A 21,705-nucleotide genomic window follows, 5' to 3' on the forward strand; every position below is an offset into this window, starting at 1 on the left:
GGGCGTGAGTCCGGGGCGTGAGTCGGGGCGTCCTGACGTCGGTGCAATCCGTTTGGCGCGGGGCGACGAACCCCGAGGTGGAGATGGTCATCAGACACCCGTCAATGCCGTGGTCAAGCAGCTGCCGCGCGACGGTTCGTCTCCTGTCCAAAGGAGGACTCAGATGCGCACCACCACCCGAATTGCCGGCGCCAGCATCGCCGCAGCAGCTTCCCTCGCCCTCGCCGTCGGCCCTGCCTTCGCCGCCGACTCCTGGGTCAGCGCCAACCTCAAGCCCGTCGCCGGCAACGGCGTGCAGGGCAGCGGCACCGCTCAGGTCACGATCTCCGGCACCGAGGTCAAGGTCGAGATGGCTGCGACCGGCCTGCTGCCGGACCAGCCCCACGCGGCACACATCCACTACGGCGAGGCCGCCCGGCACGAGTGCCCGACGCTCGGTGACGACACCAACGACGACCACCACCTCAACACGACCGAGGGCGGGCCGGCCTACGGCGACATCGTCGTGTCGCTGACCAAGACTGGTGACACGAGCCCCAAGAGCGGCCTCGCCGTCGACCGCTTCGACACCGCTCCCGGCGGCAAGATCAGCTACGAGCGCGGCCGCATCAACGTCACCTCCGCCGTCGCCGAGGACATCGCCTCCGGTGAGGCCGCCATCGTGATCCACGGCGTCGACTACAACAAGGACGGCAAGTACTCCGGCGACACCAAGAGCGACCTCGACCCCACCCTGCCCACCGAGGCCACCGACCCGGCGCTCTGCGGCGTGCTCGTGGCCGCGCCCGCCGGCGGCATGCAGACCGGCGGAGGCATGAGCAGCACGACGAACGACAACGGCATGCTCCTCGCCGTCGGTGGCGTCGCCCTCGTGGCGGCTGCCGGCTCCGGCGCGGTCGCAGCGCGTCGCGCACGCGCCCGGGGCTGATGACACTCAGCCCGACCGGCACCACCGGTGCCACGGGTGGCCGCCGCGGCGTCATCGCCGTCGCGGCGGCGGCCGTGGTGCTCCTCGTCATCGCCGCGGTCGCCCTCTTCCTGGGCTTCCGGGGCGAGGGCGGCCAGGGCTCCCCTCCGGGACCCGGGGCCGCGGCCACGAGCTCCCGGGACGGCCCGCCCACCGACGGCCGCGAGAGCACCCAGCCGCAAGCCCCCCAGCGACCGTCCGCCTCGACGCCAGCCGAGCCGGCGGCCGGCGGTGCGCCGTCCACGACCGACCCCTCTCGCGACTTCCTGGGCGCCTCCCAGCCGACCCGGATCGCGATCCCGTCGATCGGGCTCACGTCCACCACGTTCGTCGACCTCACGGTGCAGCAGGACGGCACGCTCTCGGTGCCCGGCACCGAGGACGAGGTGGGCCTCTATCAGGCCGGCCCGACGCCCGGCCAGCTCGGACCCGCGGTCCTCGGCGCCCACGTCGACTCACCCGAGGGGCGCAAGGGGATCTTCTGGAGCCTCGGCAAGGTCCGTGCGGGAGACGCCATCGACATCACTCGCGAGGACGGCACGACCGCCACTTTCACCGTCGACCGCGTCAAGGCCTATCCCAAGGCCGAGTTCCCGACCGACCTCGTCTACAAGGGCGACTTCACGCGGAGCGAGATCCGCCTCGTCACCTGTGGCGGACCGGTCGACAGCCAGAACGAGTACCGAGACAACGTCGTGGTCTTCGGCCACCTGACGAGCACGACCTAGCGCTCGGCCCACAGACAGGGTGGCTCGCGGCGGGAGGAGGGGACCCGCCGCGTGCCACCCCCTCGCAGTCCTGCGCCAGTCCCCGCGCCCTCCCCTCGGAATCCCGCGCCCTCTCCGCGCCCCGCCCTTCTCCGCGCTCGCGCCCTCCTCGGGCCCTCCCGCGAAGGCCACCGGCGTCACGGAGCCAGCCGGGCTGGCATACCCCATCCGGGTGCCGCGCCGCTGCCCTGACGCCACTCCGATCGTGTGACCTGTGTCTCAGTAAAGGGATGGCAAAGTGCAGGTCACGCGGGGGAAAAGGGACATTCAAGACCTCGCCCGCGCGTCGCCGTTACCGTGGCGTGACATTTGCCAGTCGATTCGTCTATCGTTCCCCTCGTCCAGCCATCCGGCCAGGACACTCGTGAGATGGACCGCCTAGTCCTGTCACCATCTCGTGGGGCACAGCAGACCTTGTGACAGGAGCGGAGGAACCACAGGTTTCTCCGGGCGTCCGACGCAACGACTTCGGACGTCCTTGGGGTGAAGTTCCTACCCAGATCACGCACAACCGTGAGCTGGGTGCGAGCCGGGCATCAACCTCCCCGCCCGAACCCGACAGCTAACTTCGTAGGCGCGGAGAGGTACACGTTGAGCAACGAGATCATCCGCGGACGCCACCGAGCGCCCGGGCGTCACAATCCCCTGAACGAACTCAAGCTTCTCGCCCGCGAGTCGGCCCAGCCGGCGATGAAGGGCGCGGCTGTCGTCGCCGCCACCGGTGGCCTCGTGGCCAGCTTCGCAGGCTCGGCCAGCGCCGAGACCGTGAGCAACTCCGGTGCCGTGAGCGCCAACATCGCCAACATCGGCACCGCCCCGCAGGCTGCCGCCGCCGCTGCTCCGGCAGTCGTCGGCCCGGCCACGACCGCGGCTCCCGCGGCCTCGAGCGCGCTGGCCACGATCGGCTTCACGACCCAGCCCCAGGCTGTGGCCGCGACCGCCAAGACCCCGGCCAAGCCGCGGGTCATCGAGGACGTCAAGGTCAAGGGCGAGCGCCAGGCCGCTGCCGCCAAGGCCAAGGCTGCCGCTGAGCGCAAGGCTGCCGCCGCCAAGGCTGCTGCCCAGCGCAAGGCGACCGCCGCCAAGGCGTCGCGCGACCTGACCCGCCGCTCGCTCACCTCGAGCACCTCGGCGACGAAGCGCACGACCAACACCTCCACGCCGAGCGCCTCCTCCGGCAGCCGCGCATCGCGCAACTGGGCCACCGCTGGCCAGTGCACGTGGGGCGCGCTGTCCAAGTGGTACCAGTCCGAGGGCTACTACCCCGGCGGCTGGACCGGCAACGCGATGGTCTGGGACACCGGCGCAGCTGCTGCCGGCTACACCGTGAGCGGCACTCCCCGCACGCGCTCGATCCTCGTCATGGAGCCCGGCGTGCACGGCTCCTCCAGCGTGGGTCACGTCGCCTGGGTGACGGGTGTCAGCGGCGGCAAGGTCACCATCATCGAGATGAACGCCCTCGCCGGCGCGTACAACTACAACACGCGCACCCTGACCGACGGTCCGGGCATGAAGTACATCTACGCCCCGTGATCTGACGCGGACGGTGACGCAGACGCTCTGACGCGGATGCTCTGAGTCGAAGGGCGGGAGGGATGGTTGCCATCCCTCCCGCCCTTCGTCGTGCCCGCGCGCTCGTCGACGGTCACCGCGCCGGTATGCCGTCCGGCCGGGAATGCGCGACCGTGCCCTTCGCTTGTCCTCTGGGTAGTTGAAGCATCACCAACTGATTCCGACCCCAAGGAGCTGGACCTGTGTCCAAGGCCTTCGAGAGCATCCGCATCGGCCGCTGGGACCTCCCCCAGCGGTTCGTCATGGCGCCCCTGACCCGCAACCGCGCGGGTGCCGGCCAGGCGCCGACCGAGCTCAACGCCACCTACTACGGCCAGCGCGCGAGCGCCGGGCTGATCATCACCGAGGGCACGCAGCCCAGCGCCGTCGGCCAGGGCTACCTCGACACCCCGGGCATGCACTCCGACGAGCAGGTCGCCGGCTGGCGCCTCGTCGCCGACGCCGTGCACGCGGGCGGCGGTCACGTCGTCGTCCAGCTGATGCACGCCGGCCGTATCGCGCACCCCGACAACAAGGGTGGGCTCGAGAGCGTCGCCCCGAGTGCCATCGCCGCGCCGGGCGAGATCGTGACCCCCACGGGTCAGCAGGCGTATGCCGTCCCGCGGGCCCTCGAGACCGACGAGATCCCCGCGCTCGTGGCGGAGTTCGTGCACGCCGCGCGCCAGGCTGTCGCTGCGGGCCTCGACGGCGTCGAGGTGCACGCCGCCAACGGCTACCTGCCGCACCAGTTCCTCGCCCCGTCGAGCAACCAGCGCACCGACGCCTACGGCGGCTCGCCCGAGGCCCGCGCCCGCCTCACGATCGAGATCACGACCGCCGTCGCCGAGGCCATCGGCGCCGACCGCGTCGGCATCCGCATCTCGCCCGCGCACAACATCCAGGGCGTGCTCGAGCAGGACGAGGCCGACACCGCCGCGACCTACGAGGCGCTCGTCGAGGGCATCGCGCCGCTCGGTCTGGCCTACCTCAGCATCCTCGGCGACCCCGAGGCCGACCTCGTGCGCGACCTGCGCAAGCGCTTCGACGGCCCGGTCATCCTCAACACCGGCTTCTCCTCGGTGACGCAGCTGGCCGACGTCGAGGACATCCTCGAGCGCGACCTCGGCGACCTCGTGGCCGTCGGCCGCGAGTTCCTCGCCAACCCCGACCTCGTGCGCCGCTGGCGTGAGGGCGCCCCGCTCAACGAGCCCGACCAGGCCACCTTCTACGGCGGCGGCGCCAAGGGCTACACCGACTACCCGACGCTGGGCTGACCCCCCATCCCACGTCGCCAGACGTCGAGTGCCCACTTTCCGACGTCGGGAAGTGGGCACTCGACTGATTCTCGCCGTCGAGAAATGGGCACTCGACTCAACACAGGTCGAGTGCCCATTTTCGCCTCGTCGGGAAGTGGGCACTCGACGGGGTGGGGGTCGAGTGCCCATTTCCGTCTCGTCGGGAAGTGGGCACTCGACGGGGTGGGGGTCGAGTGCCCATTTTCGTCTCGTCGGGAAATGGGCACTCGACTCGCTAGGTGTCGAGTGCTCACTTCGTGACGGGGTCACACCGGCTCGGGAGGGTCCCCGAAATCCGGTAGCGCGCCTGCGAGGGGGCGCTGGACCCACGTGACGTCGCGCCAGGCCCCGTGCTTCCAGCCGACGGCCCGGAAGGTGCCGACCGTCTCGAAGCCCAGGGCGGCGTGCAGCCGGCCGCTGGCCTTGTTGGGCTGGGTCATGCCGGCGGCGGCCATCCGGAAGCCGCGCTTGGCCAGCCGGGTGAGCAGCGCCTCGTAGAGCAGCCGACCCGCGCCGCGCCCGTGGTGGTCAGGGTCGAGGTAGACAGACACCTCGCAGGACCATCGGTAGGCCGCGCGCTCCTTGAACGGGCCCGCGTAGGCGTAGCCGGCGATCGCGCCGTCCAGCTCGATCACGAGCCAGGCGTGGCGGCGCTGCGCCCCCTCGATGCGCAGCACCATCTCCGCGACCGTTGGCGGCTCGGTCTCGAAGGTGACGGCCGTGTCGGTGACGTAGGGCGCGTAGATCGCCGCACACGCCGCCGCGTCGGAGGCAGTGGCGTCACGGACCAGAGGGGCGGGCATCCCCGGATCGTAGGCCGCGCGGGCGTCATCGACGCGAACCGGGGGTCGATGCCCGGCGGCTCCGACACACTGACGCCATGGACATCGGACTGCGGGCACGGGTGCTCCCGGAGAACCAGCGACGCACGCTCGACGAGCTCACCTCCGACCTCGATCTCAACGAGGGCGACACCCGATCCAAGCGCTCGGCCTTCTGGACGATGCTCGCCCTCGCGTCGTGCATCGCCTGCGCGGGGATCCTCGCCGACTCCACAGCGACGGTCATCGGCGCCATGATCATCGCCCCGCTCTCGACCCCCATCATGGGCACGGCCCTCGCCCTCGTGAAGCGCGAGAGCACCGGTGGGGTGAAGTTCGTCGTGCTCGGCGCGCTGCTCGTCATCGCGATCGGCGCGGCCTTCTCGCTCATCGTGCCGAGCACCACGGTGCTGCTCGAGAACAGCCAGGTCGCGGGTCGCACGAGCCCGCGCATCATCGACCTCATCGCGGCCCTCGCGACCGGGCTCGCGGGAGCCATCGCGCTCGCGCGGCGCGACGTCGCCGCGATCCTGCCGGGCGTGGCCATCTCGATCTCGCTCGTGCCGCCGCTCGGCGTCGTCGGCATCTCGCTCGGGGAGGGCGAGTTCGGCCTCGCCTTCGGGGCGCTCGTGCTCTTCCTGTCCAACTTCCTCGCGCTCGTCTTCGCCGGCAGCCTCGTCTTCACGAGCCTCGGCTACACGACGGAGGCCGGCGCACGCGCCGGACGGTCACGGCGCTCGACCAAGGTCACCTTCGGCGTGCTCGTCGTGCTCGTGGTAGTGCCGCTCGTCGTCAACTCCGCCCTGGGCTACGCCTACGCCCGGCTGGTCGACAGCGTCCGCGTCAGCTCGGAGCGGTGGATCACCGGCACGCCGGGTGCCGAGATCGTCGATGTGGAGCACCAGGGCTTCACGGCCATCATCCGCGTCTCGGCGCCCGGCGACCTCCCGCCCGTCTCGAACCTCATGACCGACCTGAGCGCCGCACTGCCGGCCAACATCGACGTCGTCGTCGAGCGCTCGGTCGGCGAGCGCATCGAGGTGGGCACGACAAGCTGAGGTCAGGCACCTCTCGCCAGGTCAGGCGCCTTCGCCGGGTCACGTTCCCTACGCCGGCGGTCGGGGCTTCACGACGTCGTCAGGGTCCTCCGGAGGCAGCGGCTGCTGCTGCGAGGAGTCGAGGGCCGCGAGCAGGCTCTGGGGTTCATCGCCCGCCCCCGGCGCTCCCGGGTCGTCCCCGCGCACCGGGCCACGCTGCATACCCGCGGCGAAGCGGGACACGATGAGGGCCACGAAGGTGACGAGGAAGACCTGACCCACGACCGCCTCGCTGGCGGAAGCCATCCGGCCGAGGTCGGTGACCGCGGCGAAGTCGCCGAAGCCGACCGTCGAGATGGTGATGAGGCTGAAGTACATGTAGGTCGTCGTCGAGACCTCCTCGCCGAAGAAGGCCGACGAGGTGAAGGCGTCGATGGTCTGGAAGAGGAACGCGTAGGCGACGGCGATCTGGAGGTAGGCCGCGACCGCACCCATGATCGTCTGCAGCGTCACGACGGTGTGCTGCAGCACCCTGCGGGCGATGAGCACCGGGGTCAGGGAGGCTGCGAGCAGCCACATTGTCTCGGGCGGCACCTCGGCGTCGCCTGACGCACGGCGCCACGAGAGGGTCGCCAGGCTGGCGATGAGGACGATGACGACGAGCACGTCGACGGCACGGCGCCAGCGGCGGCGGGCCCCCGAGGCTCGAGCCGCCGCGATGAGCGCGAGCCCGCTGATGGCGTGCGTGAAGATCTGGGCGATCGCCGACCCCCGCACGTCGATCAGGCCCTGCACGGCGATCGTGGCCACGACGAGCAGGAGCACGAGCTCGAAGCGGTCGAGCATGGCCGGCGGCTCCCGCAGCGCCTTGACCCTCTCGGCGGCGCGAGCACCACGCCGTGCACGGGCCGTGTCGGCCGCGGCACCGGAGTCAGCGCCATCACCCTCGGCCATCGCGTGTCCTCCTCGGTGCGTCAGGCGGCCGGAGGCCGTCGTCTCGAAGGATATGGGCGCAGTGCCAGCGGTGTCGGGATCTTCGTGAGGCTAGCGTGGTCGGCGTGAACGCCGACCGACCCGAGGCGGCCCGCTCGTGAGCGCGCGCCGGCCCAACATCGTCTTCATGCTGAGCGACGACCACGCCGCCCACGCAATCGGCACCTACGGCTCGGTCGTCAACCGCACGCCGCACATCGACGCCATCGCGGCGGCAGGGGTGCGTCTCGACAACCTCTTTGCCACCAACTCGCTGTGCGCGCCGAGCCGGGCGTCGATCCTCACCGGCACCTACAGCCACGTCAACGGGGTCACGACGCTCGACACCCCGATCGACTCTGCGCAGCCGACCTTCGTCACGGCGCTGCGGGAGGCGGGCTACCGCACGGCGTTCGTCGGCAAGTGGCACCTGGGGCAGGGGTCGACGGACGGCGTCGACCACGACCCCCACGGCTTCGACCGCTGGGACGCGCTCATCGACCAGGGCGAGTACCACGACCCGCGCTTCCTCTCGCCCGACGGGCTGCGGGTCGAGGAGGGCTACGCGACCGACCTCATCACCGATCTCGCGATCGACTGGGTGGAGTCGCTCGACGCCTCGGCGAGCGGCGACCCGTGGTGCGTCCTCGTGTGGCACAAGGCTCCGCACCGCCCGTGGGAGCCCGATGCCGCCCACGCCGGGCTGTATGCCGTCGACGGCCCGGGTGCCGACGGCGCGATCCCGGTGCCGGCGACGTTCACCGACGACCTGGCGGGCCGTTCGGACACCGCACGCCGGGCCGCGATGCGCGTCGCCGACCACCTCACCGCCGAGGACCTCAAGCAGCCTGTGCCGCAAGGGCTCTCGGCCGACGAGGAGGCTTTGTGGAAGTACCAGCGCTACATGGAGGACTACCTCGCGTGCGTCGCATCGATCGACGACAACGTCGGACGTGTCACCGACTGGCTGCGCGAGCGCGGTGACCTCGACGACACGATCGTCATCTACTCCTCCGACCAGGGCTTCTTCCTCGGCGACCACGGCTGGTTCGACAAGCGCTTCATGTACGAGGAGTCGATCCGGATGCCCTTCGTCCTGTCCTATCCGCGCGGCGTGCCGGCCGGACAGGCGCTCGACCGGATCGTCACCAACGTCGACCTCGCAGCCACGCTGCTCGACGCAGCCGGGGTGGTCGTGCCGGAGCGGATGCAGGGCCGGTCTTTCTGGGGTGATCTCACGGATCCGGCTGGGGCGCAACGAGATAGGGAGACCGAGGGGTTCTACTACCGCTACTGGATGCACGACGACGGCAGTCACCAGGTCGGGGCGCACTACGGCTACCGCACGCACCGCCACACCCTGATCTTCTTCTACAACGACGGGCTCGGGCTGCCCGGCTGCTCGGACCGACGCTTCGCACAGGAGTGGGAGCTCTATGACCTCGAGGCCGACCCGGACGAGCTCGTCAACGTCGCCGACGACCCGGCGTATGCCGCGGTGCGCGCCGATCTCGAGGCGCGGATGTGGCTGGCGCAAAAGGCGCTCGGCGACGAGCCCCACCCCGACCAACCCGTGCCGCACCTCGTCCGCTAGCTCGACCCCTCGCAGGTGTCAGCCGAGCTGCTTGGCGGCGACCTTGGCGAGTCGGGCGACGTCCTTGGCGGCGCGGTGCTCGACACGGGCCTCGGCCTGCTCCTCGAGCGCGTCGAGGCGGCCGAGCAGGAAGGCGCTCGCCTCGTCGCCGTCGTCGGCCTCCGCGATGCGGCGCAGGGCGGCACGCGTGACGATCTCGTCGTGGTGGGTGCCGAGGGTGGACTGGATGCGCTCGGCGGCCTTGGCGACGCGGGTCGCGTGCTTGCCGAGCACCGGCACGCAGGCCTCGGCGGCGTAGCGCAGCCGCTTGGCACGCTTGCGCACGTCGTGCAGCCGCTCGGCACGCACCTCGGGCTCGGTCGTCGCCCAAGCCTCCTCGGCCAGCTGCAGCACTCGACGGGCCTCGCGGCGCAGCCGGCGGCGTGCCAGCGGACGAGCCTTGCGCTCGGCCTCGTCGGTGAAGGGCGGGCGCGCGGTGACCACGTCGAGCAGGACGAGCGCGGCGGCATACCGCTCGCTGTCGAGCGTCTCGACGGCCACGTCGCGCACGGAGGCGGCGTCGGCGTGCACGCGCTCACGCAGGCGGTCGAGCACCTGCGGCGGGGTGTCGGCGGCGACCTCGTCGAGGAGGCTGACGATGCGGTCGGCGACGACCTCGGCGTCACGGGCCTCGCCGAGGCGTCCGGCCGCCCACCGCAGCTCATCGCGCAACGGATCGGTGACGCCGGCGTCGACGATGGGCCGGAAGCTCGCGAGCGCCGAGCGGATGCGGCGCATCGCCACCCGGAGGTCGTGGATGCCCTCGGGATCTCCTCGCCGGACAGCGGCCTCCGCGGCGATGAGGTCGCGCTGCTGCTCGGCGAGCCGGTCGTGCAGCAGGGTCGCGGCGGTCGGCACCCCCTAGTTGTATAGGACGCCGCCGGCGGAGTCACCACCCGCCCCACCCGGGCGCGCCTCACCCGATGGGTGGGACGGCAGCCCCCGGGCGGGCAGGGCACCGGGCGGGCGAGCGAGATTCGCGCACCCCTGCCGCTGCGGCCGCCGGGAACGTAGAGTCGAAAAGGTGGCACGCGTCACCGCTCCCCAGCAGGTGTCCGGTGCCGCCCCCGCGGGCGGTGCCCCCGCCCCGCCTGCCCCCCGCTCGCCCCGTCTGCCCCGTCTGCTCCGTCGGGCGCGCCGCGTTCCCGCCCGGCTGTGGTGGACCTCGATCGCGGTGCTGGCCGTGGCCGCCCTCGCCATCTCGTATGCGCTGACCCGCCCGCCGCCTCCCGCCGACCTGACCCGGGCCGACGTCACGGCGGGCGTGCAGGCGGGCCTCGAGCAACAGGCCGAGCAGGACGCGGCCAGGCCCTCCGACGCGACCCTCGCCCATGCCGCGGTCGCGCCCTCCCTCGTGCTCATCACGACCCGCTCCGGCAGCGGCGAGTCCGGCAGGGCCGGCAGCGGCGCGGGTGTCGTCGTCAACGCCGACGGCACCGTGCTCACCGCCCTGCACGTCGTCGACGGCGCGGAGTCGATCACCGTGTCCTTCAGCGACGGCACCAACTCCGCCGCCACCATCGAGGAGAGCACCCCCGCGAGCGACATCGCGACCCTTCGTCCGCAGCGACTGCCCGACACGGTCGTGCCCGCGGTGCTCGGCGGCGGCGTGCAGGTCGGGTCGTCCGTCTTTGCCGTCGGTCACCCGCTCGGCCTCACCGACTCCCTCTCCGCCGGGGTCGTGTCGGCCCTCGACCGCACCGTCACCGTCGAGGGCGACCGCAAGCTCGAGGACCTCATCCAGTTCGATGCCGCTGTCAACCCGGGCAACTCAGGTGGGCCGCTGCTCAACAAGGCCGGCCAGGTCGTCGGCATCGTCACGGGCCTGGCCAACCCCAGCGACCAGGCGCTCTTCGTGGGCATCGGCTTCGCCGTGCCCATCGCGACGGCCGGCGGCAGCGCCGGCGCGCCCCCTCACTGACCGCCCCCCATCCACCGAAGACCTCAGCCCGACCTGCACCACTCGACCGACCCGCACCGCCGACCGACCCGCCCAGCCGAAACCCTTGGAGGAGCCATGGATCCCGAGACCACCCCCACGGGCCGGCAGGCGCTCGAGCAGGCGCTCTACGAGGTGAAGCGCACCATCGTCGGTCAGGACGTGCTGCTCGAGCGGATGATGGTGGCGCTCCTGGCCCGGGGCCACCTGCTCGTCGAGGGTGTGCCGGGCCTCGCCAAGACGATGGCGATCAAGACCCTCGCCCAGGTCATCGGCGGGGAGTTCCAGCGCATCCAGTTCACACCCGACCTCGTGCCCGCCGACCTCGTCGGCACCCGCATCTACAACCAGCGCGACGGCGAGTTCCAGGTCTCGCTGGGGCCGGTCTTTGCCAACCTCGTGCTTGCTGACGAGATCAACCGCGCCCCCGCCAAGGTGCAGAGCGCCCTGCTCGAGGTCATGCAGGAGCGCCAGGTGACGATCGGACGCGAGACGTATGCCGCGCCCGATCCCTTCCTCGTCATGGCGACGCAGAACCCCATCGAGAGCGAGGGCGTCTATGCCCTCCCCGAGGCGCAGGTCGACCGCTTCATGCTCAAGGTCCTCATCGGCTATCCCTCTGCCGCAGAGGAGTTCGTCGTCGTCGAGCGCCAGATCGCCGCGGCTGTCGCGACGGCACGCGTGCTCGACGCCCACCTGCTCCGCGACTTCCAGCGTCAGACCGACGCCGTCTATGCCGACCCCGCCGTCATCGAGTATGCCGTCGCGCTGGCCATGGCGACCCGCTCGCCGGCGTCCGTGGGCCGGGCCGACATCGCCCGCTTCCTCACCTTCGGTGCGAGCCCCCGCGCCTCGATCAACCTCGTGCTCTCGGCTCGGGCGCTCGCGTTCCTCCGCGGCCGAGACCACGTGCTGCCGACCGACGTGCGCGACCTGGCGCGAGACGTGCTGCGGCACCGGATCGTGCTCTCCTACGAGGCGCTTGCCGAGGACCTCTCAGCCGACGACGTGCTCACCCCGATCCTCGACGCCGTGCCGGTGCCCTCCGTGCCGCTGCGCGAGCGTGCCATGCCCGCCGACCACGGCAGGTCAGGGTGGCCGGGTCAGCCGGCCTGACGGCATACCCCCTCGGCGACGCCTCTGGAGGACCGGGCGGCGCCGAGGCGGGGCTGCGCCCCGAGCGGCTGCTGCGCCAGCTCGAGTGGCGCGTCATCCGGCGGCTCGACGGACTGCTGCAAGGCAACTACCGCAGCCTGTTTCGCGGGTCCGGCCTCGACTTCACCGACCTGCGGGAGTACGTGCCCGGCGACGACCCGCGGCACATCGAGTGGAACGTGACGGCGCGCCTCGACGAGCCGTGGGTGCGCGAGTACGTCGAGGACCGCGAGCTCACCGCCTGGCTCGTGCTCGACCACTCGGCGTCGATGGCCTTCGGGCCCGTCGACAGGCAGAAGCACCTCGTGCTCGCCGAGGTGGCGACCACCCTGGCGCACGTGCTGACCCGCGGGGGCAACCGGGTCGGCGCGGTGCTGCTCGACCGGGGCGTCGAGCAGGTGATCCCGCCGGCGTCGGGCCGCACCCAGGTGCTGCGCATCGCCGGCGCGCTCCTTTCCAAGCGCGATGCCGCCACGGCGGAAGCGACCGAGACACCAGGGAGCTCGTGGAGTGAGCGCCGTCGCGAGCGGCGTCGTGAGCGACGACAGGCAAGGGTGCGCGGCGCCACGCAGCCGTATGCCGTCACCGACCTCGGTCCGGCCCTCGACCACGTCGCCCGGCTGGCTCGCCGGCGGTCACTAGTGGTCGTCGTCAGTGACTTCATCGCCCAGCCCGGGTGGGAGGCGCCGCTCGGACGGCTGACGCAGCGACACGACGTCGTCGCGCTGCAGGTCACCGACCCTCGCGAGGTCGAGCTGCCCGATGCCGGCTCCATCTGGGTCGAGGACGTCGAGACGGGGGAGCAGATCTTCGTCGACACGAGCGACCCCGCCTTCCGCGCCCGCCTGCGGTCCGCCGCGGAGGCGCGCGAGGACGAGCTGCTCTCGCTCGCGGCCCGTGCCGGCGTGGACCTGCACCGCGTCGGCACGGACGAGGACCTCGTGCTCGCCCTGGTGCGGGTCTCCACCCTGCGGCGGCGGAGGCGGCGATGACCCTCACCTGGCCGTGGGCGCTGCTGGGGCTCTTGGCGATCCCCGCCCTCGTCGTGGCCTACCGCCGACTCCTGCGGACGCAGGCGAGGCGGCGGTCGGAGCTGGCCGCGCAAGGGCTCGTGCTCGGCGGTCGGCCCCGCGACCGGGCGCGGCACGTGGCGCCGGTGCTGCTGCTCGCCGCGCTCGCGGTGCTCGTCGTGGCCCTGTCGCGACCCGTCGCGGCGGTCGCCCAGCCCAACCGTGAGGGCACGGTCGTGCTCGCCTTCGACGTGTCGGGCAGCATGGCGGCCGACGACGTGCGACCGACCCGGCTCGACGCCGCCAAGGCCGCGGCGCGCGGCTTCGTCGAGCAGCAACCGGCGAGTGTGCGCGTCGGCGTCGTCGCCTTCGGCGGCACGGCCATCGTGACCGCTCGCCCGACCGACGACCGGGCTGCCGTGCTCGCGGCGATCAACCGCCTTCAACCGCAAGGCGACACGTCGCTCGGCGAGGGCATCCTCGGATCGCTCTCTGCGATCGCCGGCCGGCAGATCGCTGCTCCGGGTGACGCCGAGACGGGCGCCGACGAGACCCCGATCGGCTACTACGGCGGCACGGCCGTCGTGCTGCTCACCGACGGCGAGAACACGGGTGGTCCCGACCCGGCCGAGCTCGCCGACCTCGCGTCGACGGCCGGCGTGCGCATCGAGACCATCGGGCTCGGCACCCCGCAGGGCACGGTCATCGAGGTCGACGGCTTCAGCATCGCGACCGCCCTCGACGCCCCGACCCTGCAGAGGATCGCGGAGACGACCGGCGGCACCTACCACGCGGCCAACGACGCCTCCTCGCTCGCGCAGGTCTACGACTCGATCCAGGTGGAGTGGGTGACGCGGACCGTGCCGCGCGAGATCACCTCTCTCTTCGCGGGACTGGCGGCGCTGCTCCTGCTCGCCGGGGCGACGGTGTCGGTGCTGCGGCAGGGTCGGGTGATCTGAGGTGTCCTTTGCCCAACCGCTCCTGCTGGTCCTGCTGATCGCGGTGCCGCTGCTGCTCGCGGCCTACCTCTGGCAGCTGCGACGGCGGCGGCGCCAAGCGGTGCGGCACTCCAACGTCGCGCTCGTGCGCGTGGCGGCCGGTCCGGTGCGGCGCTGGCGCCGGCACGTGCCGATCGGGCTCGTGCTGGCCGCCCTCGCCCTGCTGGGCATCGCGGCGGCGCGACCGCAGGTGCGAGCCGACGTGCCGGTCTCGAGCGCGACGATCATCCTCGCCCTCGACGTGTCGGGATCGATGTGCGCGACCGACGTCGAGCCCAACCGTCTCGGGGCCGCCCAGGCCGCGGTCCGGAGCTATGTCGAGGGCCTCGACGACGAGACGAAGGTCGGTTTCGTCATCTTCTCCGGGTTCGCGCAGCTCGCGGTGCCGCCGACGACCGAGCGGGAGGCCCTGCTCACCGAGCTCGAGGCCGTGACGACCGGGCGCGGCACGGCCATCGGTGCCGCGATCCTCACCTCGATCGATGCGATCGCCGAGCTGGACCCCGAGGTGGCACCGAGCGACCTCGTCGACGAGCCGAGCACCGACGGACCGGGCACCTCCGACGGGACCACGCCGACCCCGACTCCGGCTGCCCCGCCGGCGCCGTCGGGGGGCGAGCGAGACTTCGCACCCGAGATCATCGTGCTGCTCACCGACGGCGCCAACACCCGGGGCGTCACCCCGGCGCAGGCCGCCGAGCAGGCCTCCGCGCGCGGGGTGCGGGTCTACCCGATCGGCTTCGGCACCCGCAACCCGACCCAGATGGCCTGCTCGCGCGACCAGATCGGCGGCTTCGCGCCACCACGCTTCGGGGGCGGCTTCGGCGGTGGGGGCGGAGGGGGAGGTGGGGGCGGCCGCAACTACCTCGTCGTCGACGAGGAGGCCCTGAAGTCCGTCGCGACCACGACCGGCGGCGCCTACTTCGGCGCCACAGACGCCGACCAGCTCGGCGCCGTCCTCGGCGACCTGCCCAAGCACGTCACCGTGCAGCAGCGCGACATCGACCTCAGCGCCGGCTTCGCCGCCCTCGCAGCGATGGCTCTCCTGCTCGGACTCGGTCTCTCGCTGCGCTGGACACCGCTGCACTGAGCCGACCGGCCGCTGCTGATCCGGGCCGTCCACTGGTCCACCGGGCTGGCCGCTGCACCCGCGCCGGCCACTGGTCAGCGGGGCTGGCCACGCGGCGGGTCAACCCGGCCACATCGCGTCGCCGCGGCGGTGGAGGGCGAGCCGGCCGGCATACGACGATGGCTGCGTGGCCACGACGAGGTGGCCCCGACCCAGGAGGACCCCCGTGACGACCCCCGACACCCTTCGCCGACCGCCTTTCGACCCGGAGATGGCAGCCGTGCTCTCCGTCATCGGCGAGAACCTGCCACCCACGCTGACGCCCGACATGATCCCCCTGATGCGGGCGGCTCCCTTGACGGTCCCGCTCGAGCAGGTGCTCGAGGGGCGCCCGATCACCCACGAGGAGCGGACTGCTCCCGGCTACGAGGGCGCCGAGCTCATCGTGTCGATCTTCCGCCGCACCGACCACGTCGCCGGCGGTCCGGCCGTCTTCCACATCCACGGCGGCGGCATGATCATCGGCGACCGCTTCACCGGCGTCGAGGCAGTGGTCGACTGGGTCGAGCGCTACGACGCCGTCGTGGCGAGCGTGGAGTACCGCCTCGCCCCGGAGCACCCCGACCCCGTGCCGGTCGAGGACTGCTACGCCGCCCTGCAGTGGTTCGTCACGCAGGGCGACGAGCTCGGCTTCGACGCCGAGCGTGTCGTCGTCGCGGGTGGCAGCGCCGGCGGCGGGCTCTCGGCAGGGGTCGCGCTGCTGTGCCGCGACCGGGGCGGGCCGGCGCTCATCGGCCAGTTCCTCATGTGCCCGATGCTCGACGACCGCAACGAGACGGTGAGCTCGCACCAGTTCGTCGGCGTCGGCGTGTGGGACCGCGGCTCCAACGACACCGGCTGGAACGCCTACCTCGGCGACCGCCGGGGCACCGACGACGTGTCCATCTACGCCGCGCCCGCGCGGGCGACCGACCTCTCGGGCCTGCCCCCGGCGTTCATCGACGTCGGCTCGGCCGAGGTCTTCCGCGACGAGGACGTCGCCTATGCGACGCAGATCTGGGCCGACGGCGGCGTCGCGGAGCTGCACGTGTGGCCCGGCGGCTTCCACGGCTTCCAGATGATGGGAGGCGCCGCAGCCGTCGCACGCCAGTCGGTCGAGGCGCATCGCGACTGGTTCGACCGCATCCTCGGCCACGTGGCCGGCGAGGCCTGAGCAGGTATGCCGTCCGGCGGGCTCGGCGACCGTCGCCGGGCCCGCTCGCGCACCGGCCTCGCTGAGACTCTGCGCCTACGATGGTGAGAACCCACACCCCAAGGACGCCAGGTGCAGGAGCTCGTCGGCCGGCTGACCTCCCTCGACCCGGAGGCCAGCGAGACCCTCAAGGTCATCACGTACTTCGACCATCTCGTCGAGGGTCGGGTCGGCGTCGAGACGATGGTGCGCGGGGCAGCCCTGCTGTCCGGCACGGTTGCGGGTCTCGCCCGAGGTGGCACGGCCATCCGTGTCGACCCGGCCGGAGCGCGGCTTCCGGCGGGGGCGGGCGAGCTTGCGGTTGCTACCGATTCGTCCGCGTGGCCGCAGCGTGACTGCGGCGACGGCGCGTTTGTGTGGCTCGAGCGCTCCGGTCCCGCGCACGCCAACGACGCCATGGTGCTCGAGCGGCTCGCCCACTCGGTGACGGTGACCCGCCCGGGGGCGCCTGACGGCGCGGGGCAGCAGTCGCTCGAGGTGCTGCTCGACGCCACCTCGGCCGCCGGCGAGCGTGACCGCGCGACAGCGAGACTCGGGCTCGAGCCACGCACCCGCCTCACCGTCGTGGCGGCCGCGCGAAGCACGTCCCTGACCGCGCTCCAGCCCGCTGCACTGGCATCCGCGAGGATGGCGACGGCATACGGCCTCGTCACCGCCGTGCTCGTACGCGGTGACGTCACCGACGACCTCGGTCTCGGAGCCGGACCCGGAGCCGGACCTGGTGACGTGCGTGCGGGCGTGGGCGAGCCCGTCACGGCCGACCGGCTGCCGGAGTCGTGGGCGGGTGCGCTGCTCGCGCTGCGGGTGACCTCGGAGCGCGACCCGGTCGTGCGCGTCGGCGACCTCGGCCTGCTGGCTCACGCCGTCGAGGCGGCCGACCACACGGCGATCCCGCCGGCCGACGTGGCCGGGGTCGAGCGCGCCGTGGCCCACGGGTGGTCGGTCGGGGCGCTGGAGTCGCTCGCCGACGCCGAGAGCGTGCGGGCGGTGGCGCGCGCTGCCGGGCTGCACCACTCGACGCTGCAGGCGAGGCTCGCCGACCTGCCGCACCACCTCGGCTTCGAGGTCACCAGCGGCCGCGGCCGGGCGCGGTTGCACACCGCGCTGATCGTGCGCCGGGCAGGCGGTGCCCGCTTCGGCTGATGCCTCGGGGGCCGGTCAGTTGCCCCGGATGAGGTCCGGCCTGAAGACGACGAGGGCGAGGGCGACGAGGAGACCGGCGATGACGCCGCCTGCGAGGCCGCGACCGACGTCATCGGTCATAGCGCCCACGAGCAGGCCGACGAGCGCGCCGATGGACCCACACCCCGTGAAGGTCGCGATGACCTTGACCCAGAACGGCGACGACACCTGACCAGCCATGGCGTCAGCGTAGTGGCGCCATACGGCGAGGCCACCACCATCCAGCCGCGGATGGGTCGTCGTGGCAGGATCGCCGCCGACTCCGCAACCATCCAGCCACGGATGGAATGTCGTGGCCGGATCGGCCCGGGGCCGCGACGATCCAGCCATGGTTGGGAGGTTGCGGACCCGCCGCCCTGTCGCACCGCTCGGCTAGCGTCTCTGGCATGGTCCACCGTCTCAGCGTCGACCAGGCGCGTCGCATCGCGATCCACGCGCAGCTGCTCGACCTGCCGCGCCCGACCGACCTCGTCGCCGTCGTCGAGCGGCTGACGCTCCTGCAGATCGACCCGACCGCGGCCATCGCGCCTAGCGCCGACCTCGTGCTGTGGAGCCGGCTCGGCGGGGCCTACGACCCGGCCGAGCTGACGCGCGCCCTCGAGCACGACCACACCCTCGTCGAGACGGTGGCCTTCGTGCGCAGCCCGCTCGACGTGCCCGCCGTCATCGCCGAGGTGCGCGACGCCGAGCCCTACCCCTACATGGCCGACTGGCTGACCGCCAACGACTCGTTCCGTCGCGACATCCTCGCCCGGCTCGACGCCGAGGGCCCGCTGCTCTCGCGCGACATCCCTGACACGAGCGTCGTGCCCTGGCCTTCGACCGGATGGACCAACAACCGCAACATCACCAAGATGCTCGAGGCGCTAGCGCTCCGCGGGGAGGTCGCCATCGCCGGGCGCAAGGGCCGCCAGCGCTACTTCGACCTCCCCGAGCGCGTCTACCCGCCGGGTCTGCCGACGCTCACGCTCGACGAGGCGATCCGGCACCGCAACGAGCGTCGCCTCTCCGCCCTCGGCATCGCCCGCGCCAGCGGCACCGTCATGCCGGGTGAGGACCCCTACGCCGGCGACGCCGGTGAGCCCGCCGAGGTCGAGGGGGTGCCGGGCACGTGGCGGGTCCACCCGGCATACCTCGACCTCCCCGAGCGCGAGGGACGCACGGCGCTGCTCAGCCCGTTCGACCGGCTCATCCACGACCGGGTGCGCGCCGAGCAGCTCTTCGACTTCGAGTTCATCCTCGAGATGTACAAACCCAGGGACAAGCGACGCTGGGGCTACTACGCCCTGCCGATCCTCCACCACGACCGGCTCGTCGGGAAGCTCGACGCCCAGGCCGACCGCAAGGCCGGCACGCTCGTCGTCAACGCGATCCACGAGGACGTCCGCTTCACCAGGGCCGTGCGGGCCGCGGTCGACCGCGAGATCGCCGACCTCGCCGCGTGGCTCGGCCTCGAGGTCACCGGCCCCTGAGCCACCCCGCGAGGTGGAGTTCGCCGACTGAGCTAGGCACGCATACCCAAAATCCCGGGTTACGCCGTCCTGCGGGCCCCCGCGCCGTATCACCTGCCCCCGCGCGGCCTCCTTCGCAGCATGAGCAGCCCCCGCACCTTCGCCTTCACCGTCCACCCGCGCGCCCGCCTCAGCGAGGACATGGCCCGCGTCTGGGCGCCCCTCGGACACGTCCCCGAGCGCGTCTACGCCACGGCCCTGCGGCGCCTGCCGGTGCCGCCGATCTCGATGGCAGCGATCCACATCGGCGGGTCGCAGGTCGGGCACGTCGTGCTCGTGCCCTTCGGAGCGCGCCACCTGCTGGCCGAGCCCGGCGCGGGTCGCGACCGCGTGCACCGCGCCGTCGACAAGGCCCGCGGCCTCGGGTGCAGCACCGTCGGACTCGGCGCCCTGACCGCGACGGTCACCGGCGGCGGGGTCTCGCTGCGCGCCCGCACCGACATCGGCGTCACCAACGGCAACGCCTTCACGGCCGCCATCGTCGACGATCAGGCGCGGATGCTCCTCGACCACGTCGGGCAGCTGGGCAGCGCTCACGTCGCCGTCGTCGGCGCCACGGGAAGCGTCGGCTCGGCCGTCACCAGGCTGCTCGCCCGTGACCGTGCGGCGGGCCGGTTGACCCTCGTCGCCCGCTCGGCCGGGCGCCTGGACGCCCTCGCGGCCGAGGTGGGACGGCAGGTGCCGGCGGTCGCGGCGACCTCGATCGAGGCCGTCGCCGACGCCGACCTCGTCATCCTGCTCACGGCCTCGGCGGACGCACTGCTGGCGCCACAGCACCTGCGCGGGGGCGCCGTCGTGCTCGACGCGACCCAGCCGCGCAACACCTCGCCCGACCTCGTCACCGTGCGACCCGACGTGCTCGTCGTCGACGGCGGGGTCGTGGCGATCCCGTCGCTGCGACTCGTCGGCGGCAACATCGGCCTGCCCGACGGTCACGCCTACGCCTGCTTCGCCGAGACGGCGCTGCTCGCCCTGTCGGGGCACGACGGCCACTTCTCGATCGGCGTGCCCTCGCTCGAGCTCGTCGACCACACCCGTGCGCTGGCCGCCGAGCAGTCGCACCTCGGCTTCCAGGCCGCCGCACCGACGAGCTTCGGCCGACCGGTCGACCTCGCGACCCGCACGCTGGCGGTGGCGTGATGGGCACCCGGCTCCCGGTCGCACAGCACCGCGTCGTCCTGCTCGGCGGCGGCTACGTCACGCTCCACGCGTATGCCGGTCTGATGCGTCACGCCGGCCGCGCCGTCCGTCGTGGCGAGGTGCAGGTGGTCGTGATCAGCGCCGACGACGCCCACAGCTTCCACGGCTTCACCGGCGAGGTGCTCGCCGGTCTGCTGCCCTATGAGCGCACCCGCACTCCCCTCGCCGAGGCGATGCCGCACGCGCACGTGATCCTCGGTCGCGCGACGTCGGTCGATGCCGAGCACCGGGTCGTGCGCTACGAGCTGCTCGACGAGCAGTCCGGTCCGCGCCGCGAGTGCACCCTCGACTACGACGAGCTCGTCGTCGGCACGGGTGGCCGCGAGCCGGCCACCGCCGTGCCCGGACTCGCCGAGCACGGCTTCACCCTGCGCGCGCCCGGCGACATCGCCGTGCTCACCGAGCGCGTCCGACTGGCCGCCGCCCGTCGCGGGCTGCGCCGGCACACGGTGCTCGTCGCCGGTGGCGGCATGGCCGGTGTCGAGATGGCTGCAGCGGTGGCCGACCTCGGCGGTGCGCGCGTCCGTGTCGAGCTCGTGCACTCCGGCGACGCGATCCTCCCCGAGCTGCGCGACCACCAGCCGCGCCTCGCCCGGCGGGCTGAGCAGGAGCTCCAGCGCCTCGGCGTTCGCGTCCGGCTGGGAGTGCGCCTGGCGCGCGTGACCGAGCAGCACGCATACCTCTCCGACGGGACGAGCCTGCCCGCGAGCACTGTCATCGCGACGATCGGCCAGCGGCCCGTGCAGGTGCCGGGGCTCGAGATGCACCGCGACCCGCGCGGACGCCTCGTCACGCGGCCCGACCTCTCCGTCGTCGACGGCGTGTGGGCAGCGGGTGACGCCGCCTGTGTCGTGCACCCGACGAGCGGTGAGCCCGTGCCGGCCAACGCGCTCTGGGCGATCAAGGGTGGCGAGCACGTCGGGCGCAACCTGGCGCGCACGCTCCGCCGTCGCCCGACCCGGCCGTTCGCCTACCGCGGGCTCGGGCAGGCCGCGTCGTTCGGCTTCGGCCGCTCCGTCTCTGAGCTCTACGGCATCCCGTTCACGGGGTGGCTGGCGTGGGTGCTGCGGCTGACCTTCTTCCTGCGTTTCATGCCGTCGCGCCGCAGGGCCGCCCAGGTGGTGGCTGACTTCGCCCGCCACGCGGCATACGGGCGTCGTCCTGCCGAACCGGCACCCTCCGTCGGTGACCTCGCCGCCGCCCGCACCGCCTGACCGCCCGCCGCACAGGGACGGTTGACGCCCCTTCGTCACGACGTGCCGCACGGGCACGCACGGACACGCGGGGGTATGCCGTGAAGCTGCGTCATCCGTCCCCCGCGGTCGGGTGGGGGGTGTCTAGGGCGA

20 protein-coding genes and 1 riboswitch are annotated in these 21,705 nt (G+C 72.6%); of the genes, 16 read left to right on the forward strand and 4 right to left on the reverse strand.

Annotated features, from left to right (window positions below; all coding sequences use genetic code 11):
- The first annotated feature begins 163 nt into the window (after window positions 1–163).
- The 4 genes from LG278_RS00065 (at window position 164) to LG278_RS00080 (ending at window position 4,559) form a co-directional block, all read left to right on the forward strand.
- On the forward strand, window positions 164–928 hold the full coding sequence (locus tag LG278_RS00065) for a hypothetical protein (protein ID WP_404389692.1): 765 nt from the start codon (window positions 164–166) through the stop codon (window positions 926–928).
- Window positions 928–1,695: a sortase domain-bontaining protein gene (locus LG278_RS00070; protein WP_404389694.1), complete on the forward strand. Its 768-nt coding sequence runs from the start codon at window positions 928–930 to the stop codon at window positions 1,693–1,695. The genes LG278_RS00065 and LG278_RS00070 overlap by 1 nt, the downstream gene beginning before the upstream one ends.
- 404 nt (window positions 1,696–2,099) lie before the next feature.
- Window positions 2,100–2,323, forward strand: a riboswitch (cyclic di-AMP (ydaO/yuaA leader).
- Window positions 2,324–2,325: 2 nt separating this feature from the next.
- Window positions 2,326–3,267 carry a CHAP domain-containing protein gene (locus LG278_RS00075; protein WP_404389696.1) on the forward strand — a complete coding sequence of 314 codons (942 nt, stop codon included), beginning with the start codon at window positions 2,326–2,328 and terminating at the stop codon, window positions 3,265–3,267.
- Window positions 3,268–3,488: 221 nt separating this feature from the next.
- The gene (locus LG278_RS00080; RefSeq protein WP_404389698.1) at window positions 3,489–4,559 is read left to right on the forward strand and encodes an alkene reductase; all 1,071 of its coding nucleotides are present in this window, start codon (window positions 3,489–3,491) and stop codon (window positions 4,557–4,559) included.
- 287 nt (window positions 4,560–4,846) lie between these two features.
- Here LG278_RS00080 and LG278_RS00085 read toward each other — a convergent pair whose 3' ends face one another.
- Entirely contained in the window at window positions 4,847–5,383 is a 537-nt protein-coding gene (locus tag LG278_RS00085; protein WP_404389699.1) for a GNAT family N-acetyltransferase, read from the reverse strand.
- Window positions 5,384–5,460: 77 nt separating this feature from the next.
- On the opposite strand from LG278_RS00085, the gene LG278_RS00090 reads away from it, so the two are divergent.
- Window positions 5,461–6,459, forward strand: a complete 999-nt coding sequence (locus LG278_RS00090) for a DUF389 domain-containing protein (protein WP_404389701.1) — start codon at window positions 5,461–5,463, stop codon at window positions 6,457–6,459.
- A 48-nt stretch (window positions 6,460–6,507) separates the two neighbouring features.
- On the opposite strand, the gene LG278_RS00095 is transcribed toward LG278_RS00090, so the two are convergent.
- Window positions 6,508–7,392, reverse strand: coding sequence for a potassium channel family protein (locus tag LG278_RS00095; RefSeq protein ID WP_404389703.1), 885 nt, complete (start codon window positions 7,390–7,392; stop codon window positions 6,508–6,510).
- A 136-nt stretch (window positions 7,393–7,528) separates the two neighbouring features.
- On the opposite strand from LG278_RS00095, the gene LG278_RS00100 reads away from it, so the two are divergent.
- Window positions 7,529–9,004, forward strand: a complete 1,476-nt coding sequence (locus LG278_RS00100; protein WP_404389705.1) for a sulfatase — start codon at window positions 7,529–7,531, stop codon at window positions 9,002–9,004.
- Window positions 9,005–9,022: 18 nt separating this feature from the next.
- On the opposite strand, the gene LG278_RS00105 is transcribed toward LG278_RS00100, so the two are convergent.
- On the reverse strand, window positions 9,023–9,901 hold the full coding sequence (locus LG278_RS00105) for a CHAD domain-containing protein (RefSeq protein ID WP_404389707.1): 879 nt from the start codon (window positions 9,899–9,901) through the stop codon (window positions 9,023–9,025).
- Window positions 9,902–10,067: 166 nt separating this feature from the next.
- On the opposite strand from LG278_RS00105, the gene LG278_RS00110 reads away from it, so the two are divergent.
- From LG278_RS00110 to LG278_RS00140, 7 genes are all read left to right on the forward strand, one after another.
- Window positions 10,068–10,964 (forward strand): S1C family serine protease, encoded by an 897-nt coding sequence (locus tag LG278_RS00110; RefSeq protein ID WP_404389709.1) that lies wholly within the window; start codon window positions 10,068–10,070, stop codon window positions 10,962–10,964.
- A 96-nt stretch (window positions 10,965–11,060) separates the two neighbouring features.
- Entirely contained in the window at window positions 11,061–12,098 is a 1,038-nt protein-coding gene (locus LG278_RS00115) for an AAA family ATPase (protein WP_404389711.1), read from the forward strand.
- Window positions 12,077–13,129 (forward strand): DUF58 domain-containing protein, encoded by a 1,053-nt coding sequence (locus LG278_RS00120; protein ID WP_404389713.1) that lies wholly within the window; start codon window positions 12,077–12,079, stop codon window positions 13,127–13,129. Before LG278_RS00115 ends, LG278_RS00120 begins: the two co-directional genes overlap by 22 nt.
- Window positions 13,126–14,106: a VWA domain-containing protein gene (locus LG278_RS00125; protein ID WP_404389715.1), complete on the forward strand. Its 981-nt coding sequence runs from the start codon at window positions 13,126–13,128 to the stop codon at window positions 14,104–14,106. Before LG278_RS00120 ends, LG278_RS00125 begins: the two co-directional genes overlap by 4 nt.
- A 1-nt stretch (window position 14,107) precedes the next feature.
- Entirely contained in the window at window positions 14,108–15,235 is a 1,128-nt protein-coding gene (locus LG278_RS00130) for a VWA domain-containing protein (RefSeq protein WP_404389717.1), read from the forward strand.
- A gap of 205 nt (window positions 15,236–15,440) precedes the next feature.
- The gene (locus LG278_RS00135) at window positions 15,441–16,427 is read left to right on the forward strand and encodes an alpha/beta hydrolase (protein WP_404389719.1); all 987 of its coding nucleotides are present in this window, start codon (window positions 15,441–15,443) and stop codon (window positions 16,425–16,427) included.
- A gap of 111 nt (window positions 16,428–16,538) precedes the next feature.
- On the forward strand, window positions 16,539–17,609 hold the full coding sequence (locus tag LG278_RS00140; protein WP_404389721.1) for a helix-turn-helix domain-containing protein: 1,071 nt from the start codon (window positions 16,539–16,541) through the stop codon (window positions 17,607–17,609).
- A gap of 15 nt (window positions 17,610–17,624) precedes the next feature.
- Here LG278_RS00140 and LG278_RS00145 read toward each other — a convergent pair whose 3' ends face one another.
- The gene (locus LG278_RS00145; RefSeq protein ID WP_404389723.1) at window positions 17,625–17,828 is read right to left on the reverse strand and encodes a hypothetical protein; all 204 of its coding nucleotides are present in this window, start codon (window positions 17,826–17,828) and stop codon (window positions 17,625–17,627) included.
- Between the two features lie 206 nt (window positions 17,829–18,034).
- Between LG278_RS00145 and LG278_RS00150 the strand changes: the two genes are divergently transcribed.
- The 3 genes from LG278_RS00150 (at window position 18,035) to LG278_RS00160 (ending at window position 21,573) form a co-directional block, all read left to right on the forward strand.
- Window positions 18,035–19,120: a DNA glycosylase AlkZ-like family protein gene (locus LG278_RS00150; RefSeq protein ID WP_404389725.1), complete on the forward strand. Its 1,086-nt coding sequence runs from the start codon at window positions 18,035–18,037 to the stop codon at window positions 19,118–19,120.
- A gap of 120 nt (window positions 19,121–19,240) precedes the next feature.
- Window positions 19,241–20,299 carry a semialdehyde dehydrogenase gene (locus tag LG278_RS00155; RefSeq protein ID WP_404389727.1) on the forward strand — a complete coding sequence of 353 codons (1,059 nt, stop codon included), beginning with the start codon at window positions 19,241–19,243 and terminating at the stop codon, window positions 20,297–20,299.
- Complete coding sequence (locus LG278_RS00160) at window positions 20,299–21,573, forward strand: NAD(P)/FAD-dependent oxidoreductase (protein ID WP_404389729.1); 1,275 nt, start codon at window positions 20,299–20,301, stop codon at window positions 21,571–21,573. Before LG278_RS00155 ends, LG278_RS00160 begins: the two co-directional genes overlap by 1 nt.
- Window positions 21,574–21,705 lie beyond the last annotated feature (132 nt).

It is taken from the genome of Humibacillus xanthopallidus (genome assembly GCF_044793955.1).
In the GTDB taxonomy this organism is placed as follows: Bacteria; Actinomycetota; Actinomycetes; order Actinomycetales; family Dermatophilaceae; genus Humibacillus; species Humibacillus xanthopallidus_C.

Excerpts from the sequence above, each read along its gene's own strand:
- LG278_RS00090 (WP_404389701.1), top strand. The coding sequence starts at position 5,461 with ATGGACATCGGACTGCGGGCACGGGTGCTCCCGGAGAACCAGCGACGC.
- LG278_RS00125 (WP_404389715.1), top strand. The coding sequence starts at position 13,126 with ATGACCCTCACCTGGCCGTGGGCGCTGCTGGGGCTCTTGGCGATCCCC.
- LG278_RS00155 (WP_404389727.1), top strand. The coding sequence starts at position 19,241 with ATGAGCAGCCCCCGCACCTTCGCCTTCACCGTCCACCCGCGCGCCCGC.
- LG278_RS00150 (WP_404389725.1), top strand. The coding sequence starts at position 18,035 with ATGGTCCACCGTCTCAGCGTCGACCAGGCGCGTCGCATCGCGATCCAC.
- LG278_RS00145 (WP_404389723.1), bottom strand. The coding sequence starts at position 17,828 with ATGGCTGGTCAGGTGTCGTCGCCGTTCTGGGTCAAGGTCATCGCGACC.
- LG278_RS00115 (WP_404389711.1), top strand. The coding sequence starts at position 11,061 with ATGGATCCCGAGACCACCCCCACGGGCCGGCAGGCGCTCGAGCAGGCG.
- LG278_RS00095 (WP_404389703.1), bottom strand. The coding sequence starts at position 7,392 with ATGGCCGAGGGTGATGGCGCTGACTCCGGTGCCGCGGCCGACACGGCC.
- LG278_RS00085 (WP_404389699.1), bottom strand. The coding sequence starts at position 5,383 with ATGCCCGCCCCTCTGGTCCGTGACGCCACTGCCTCCGACGCGGCGGCG.
- LG278_RS00065 (WP_404389692.1), top strand. The coding sequence starts at position 164 with ATGCGCACCACCACCCGAATTGCCGGCGCCAGCATCGCCGCAGCAGCT.
- LG278_RS00070 (WP_404389694.1), top strand. The coding sequence starts at position 928 with ATGACACTCAGCCCGACCGGCACCACCGGTGCCACGGGTGGCCGCCGC.
- LG278_RS00160 (WP_404389729.1), top strand. The coding sequence starts at position 20,299 with ATGGGCACCCGGCTCCCGGTCGCACAGCACCGCGTCGTCCTGCTCGGC.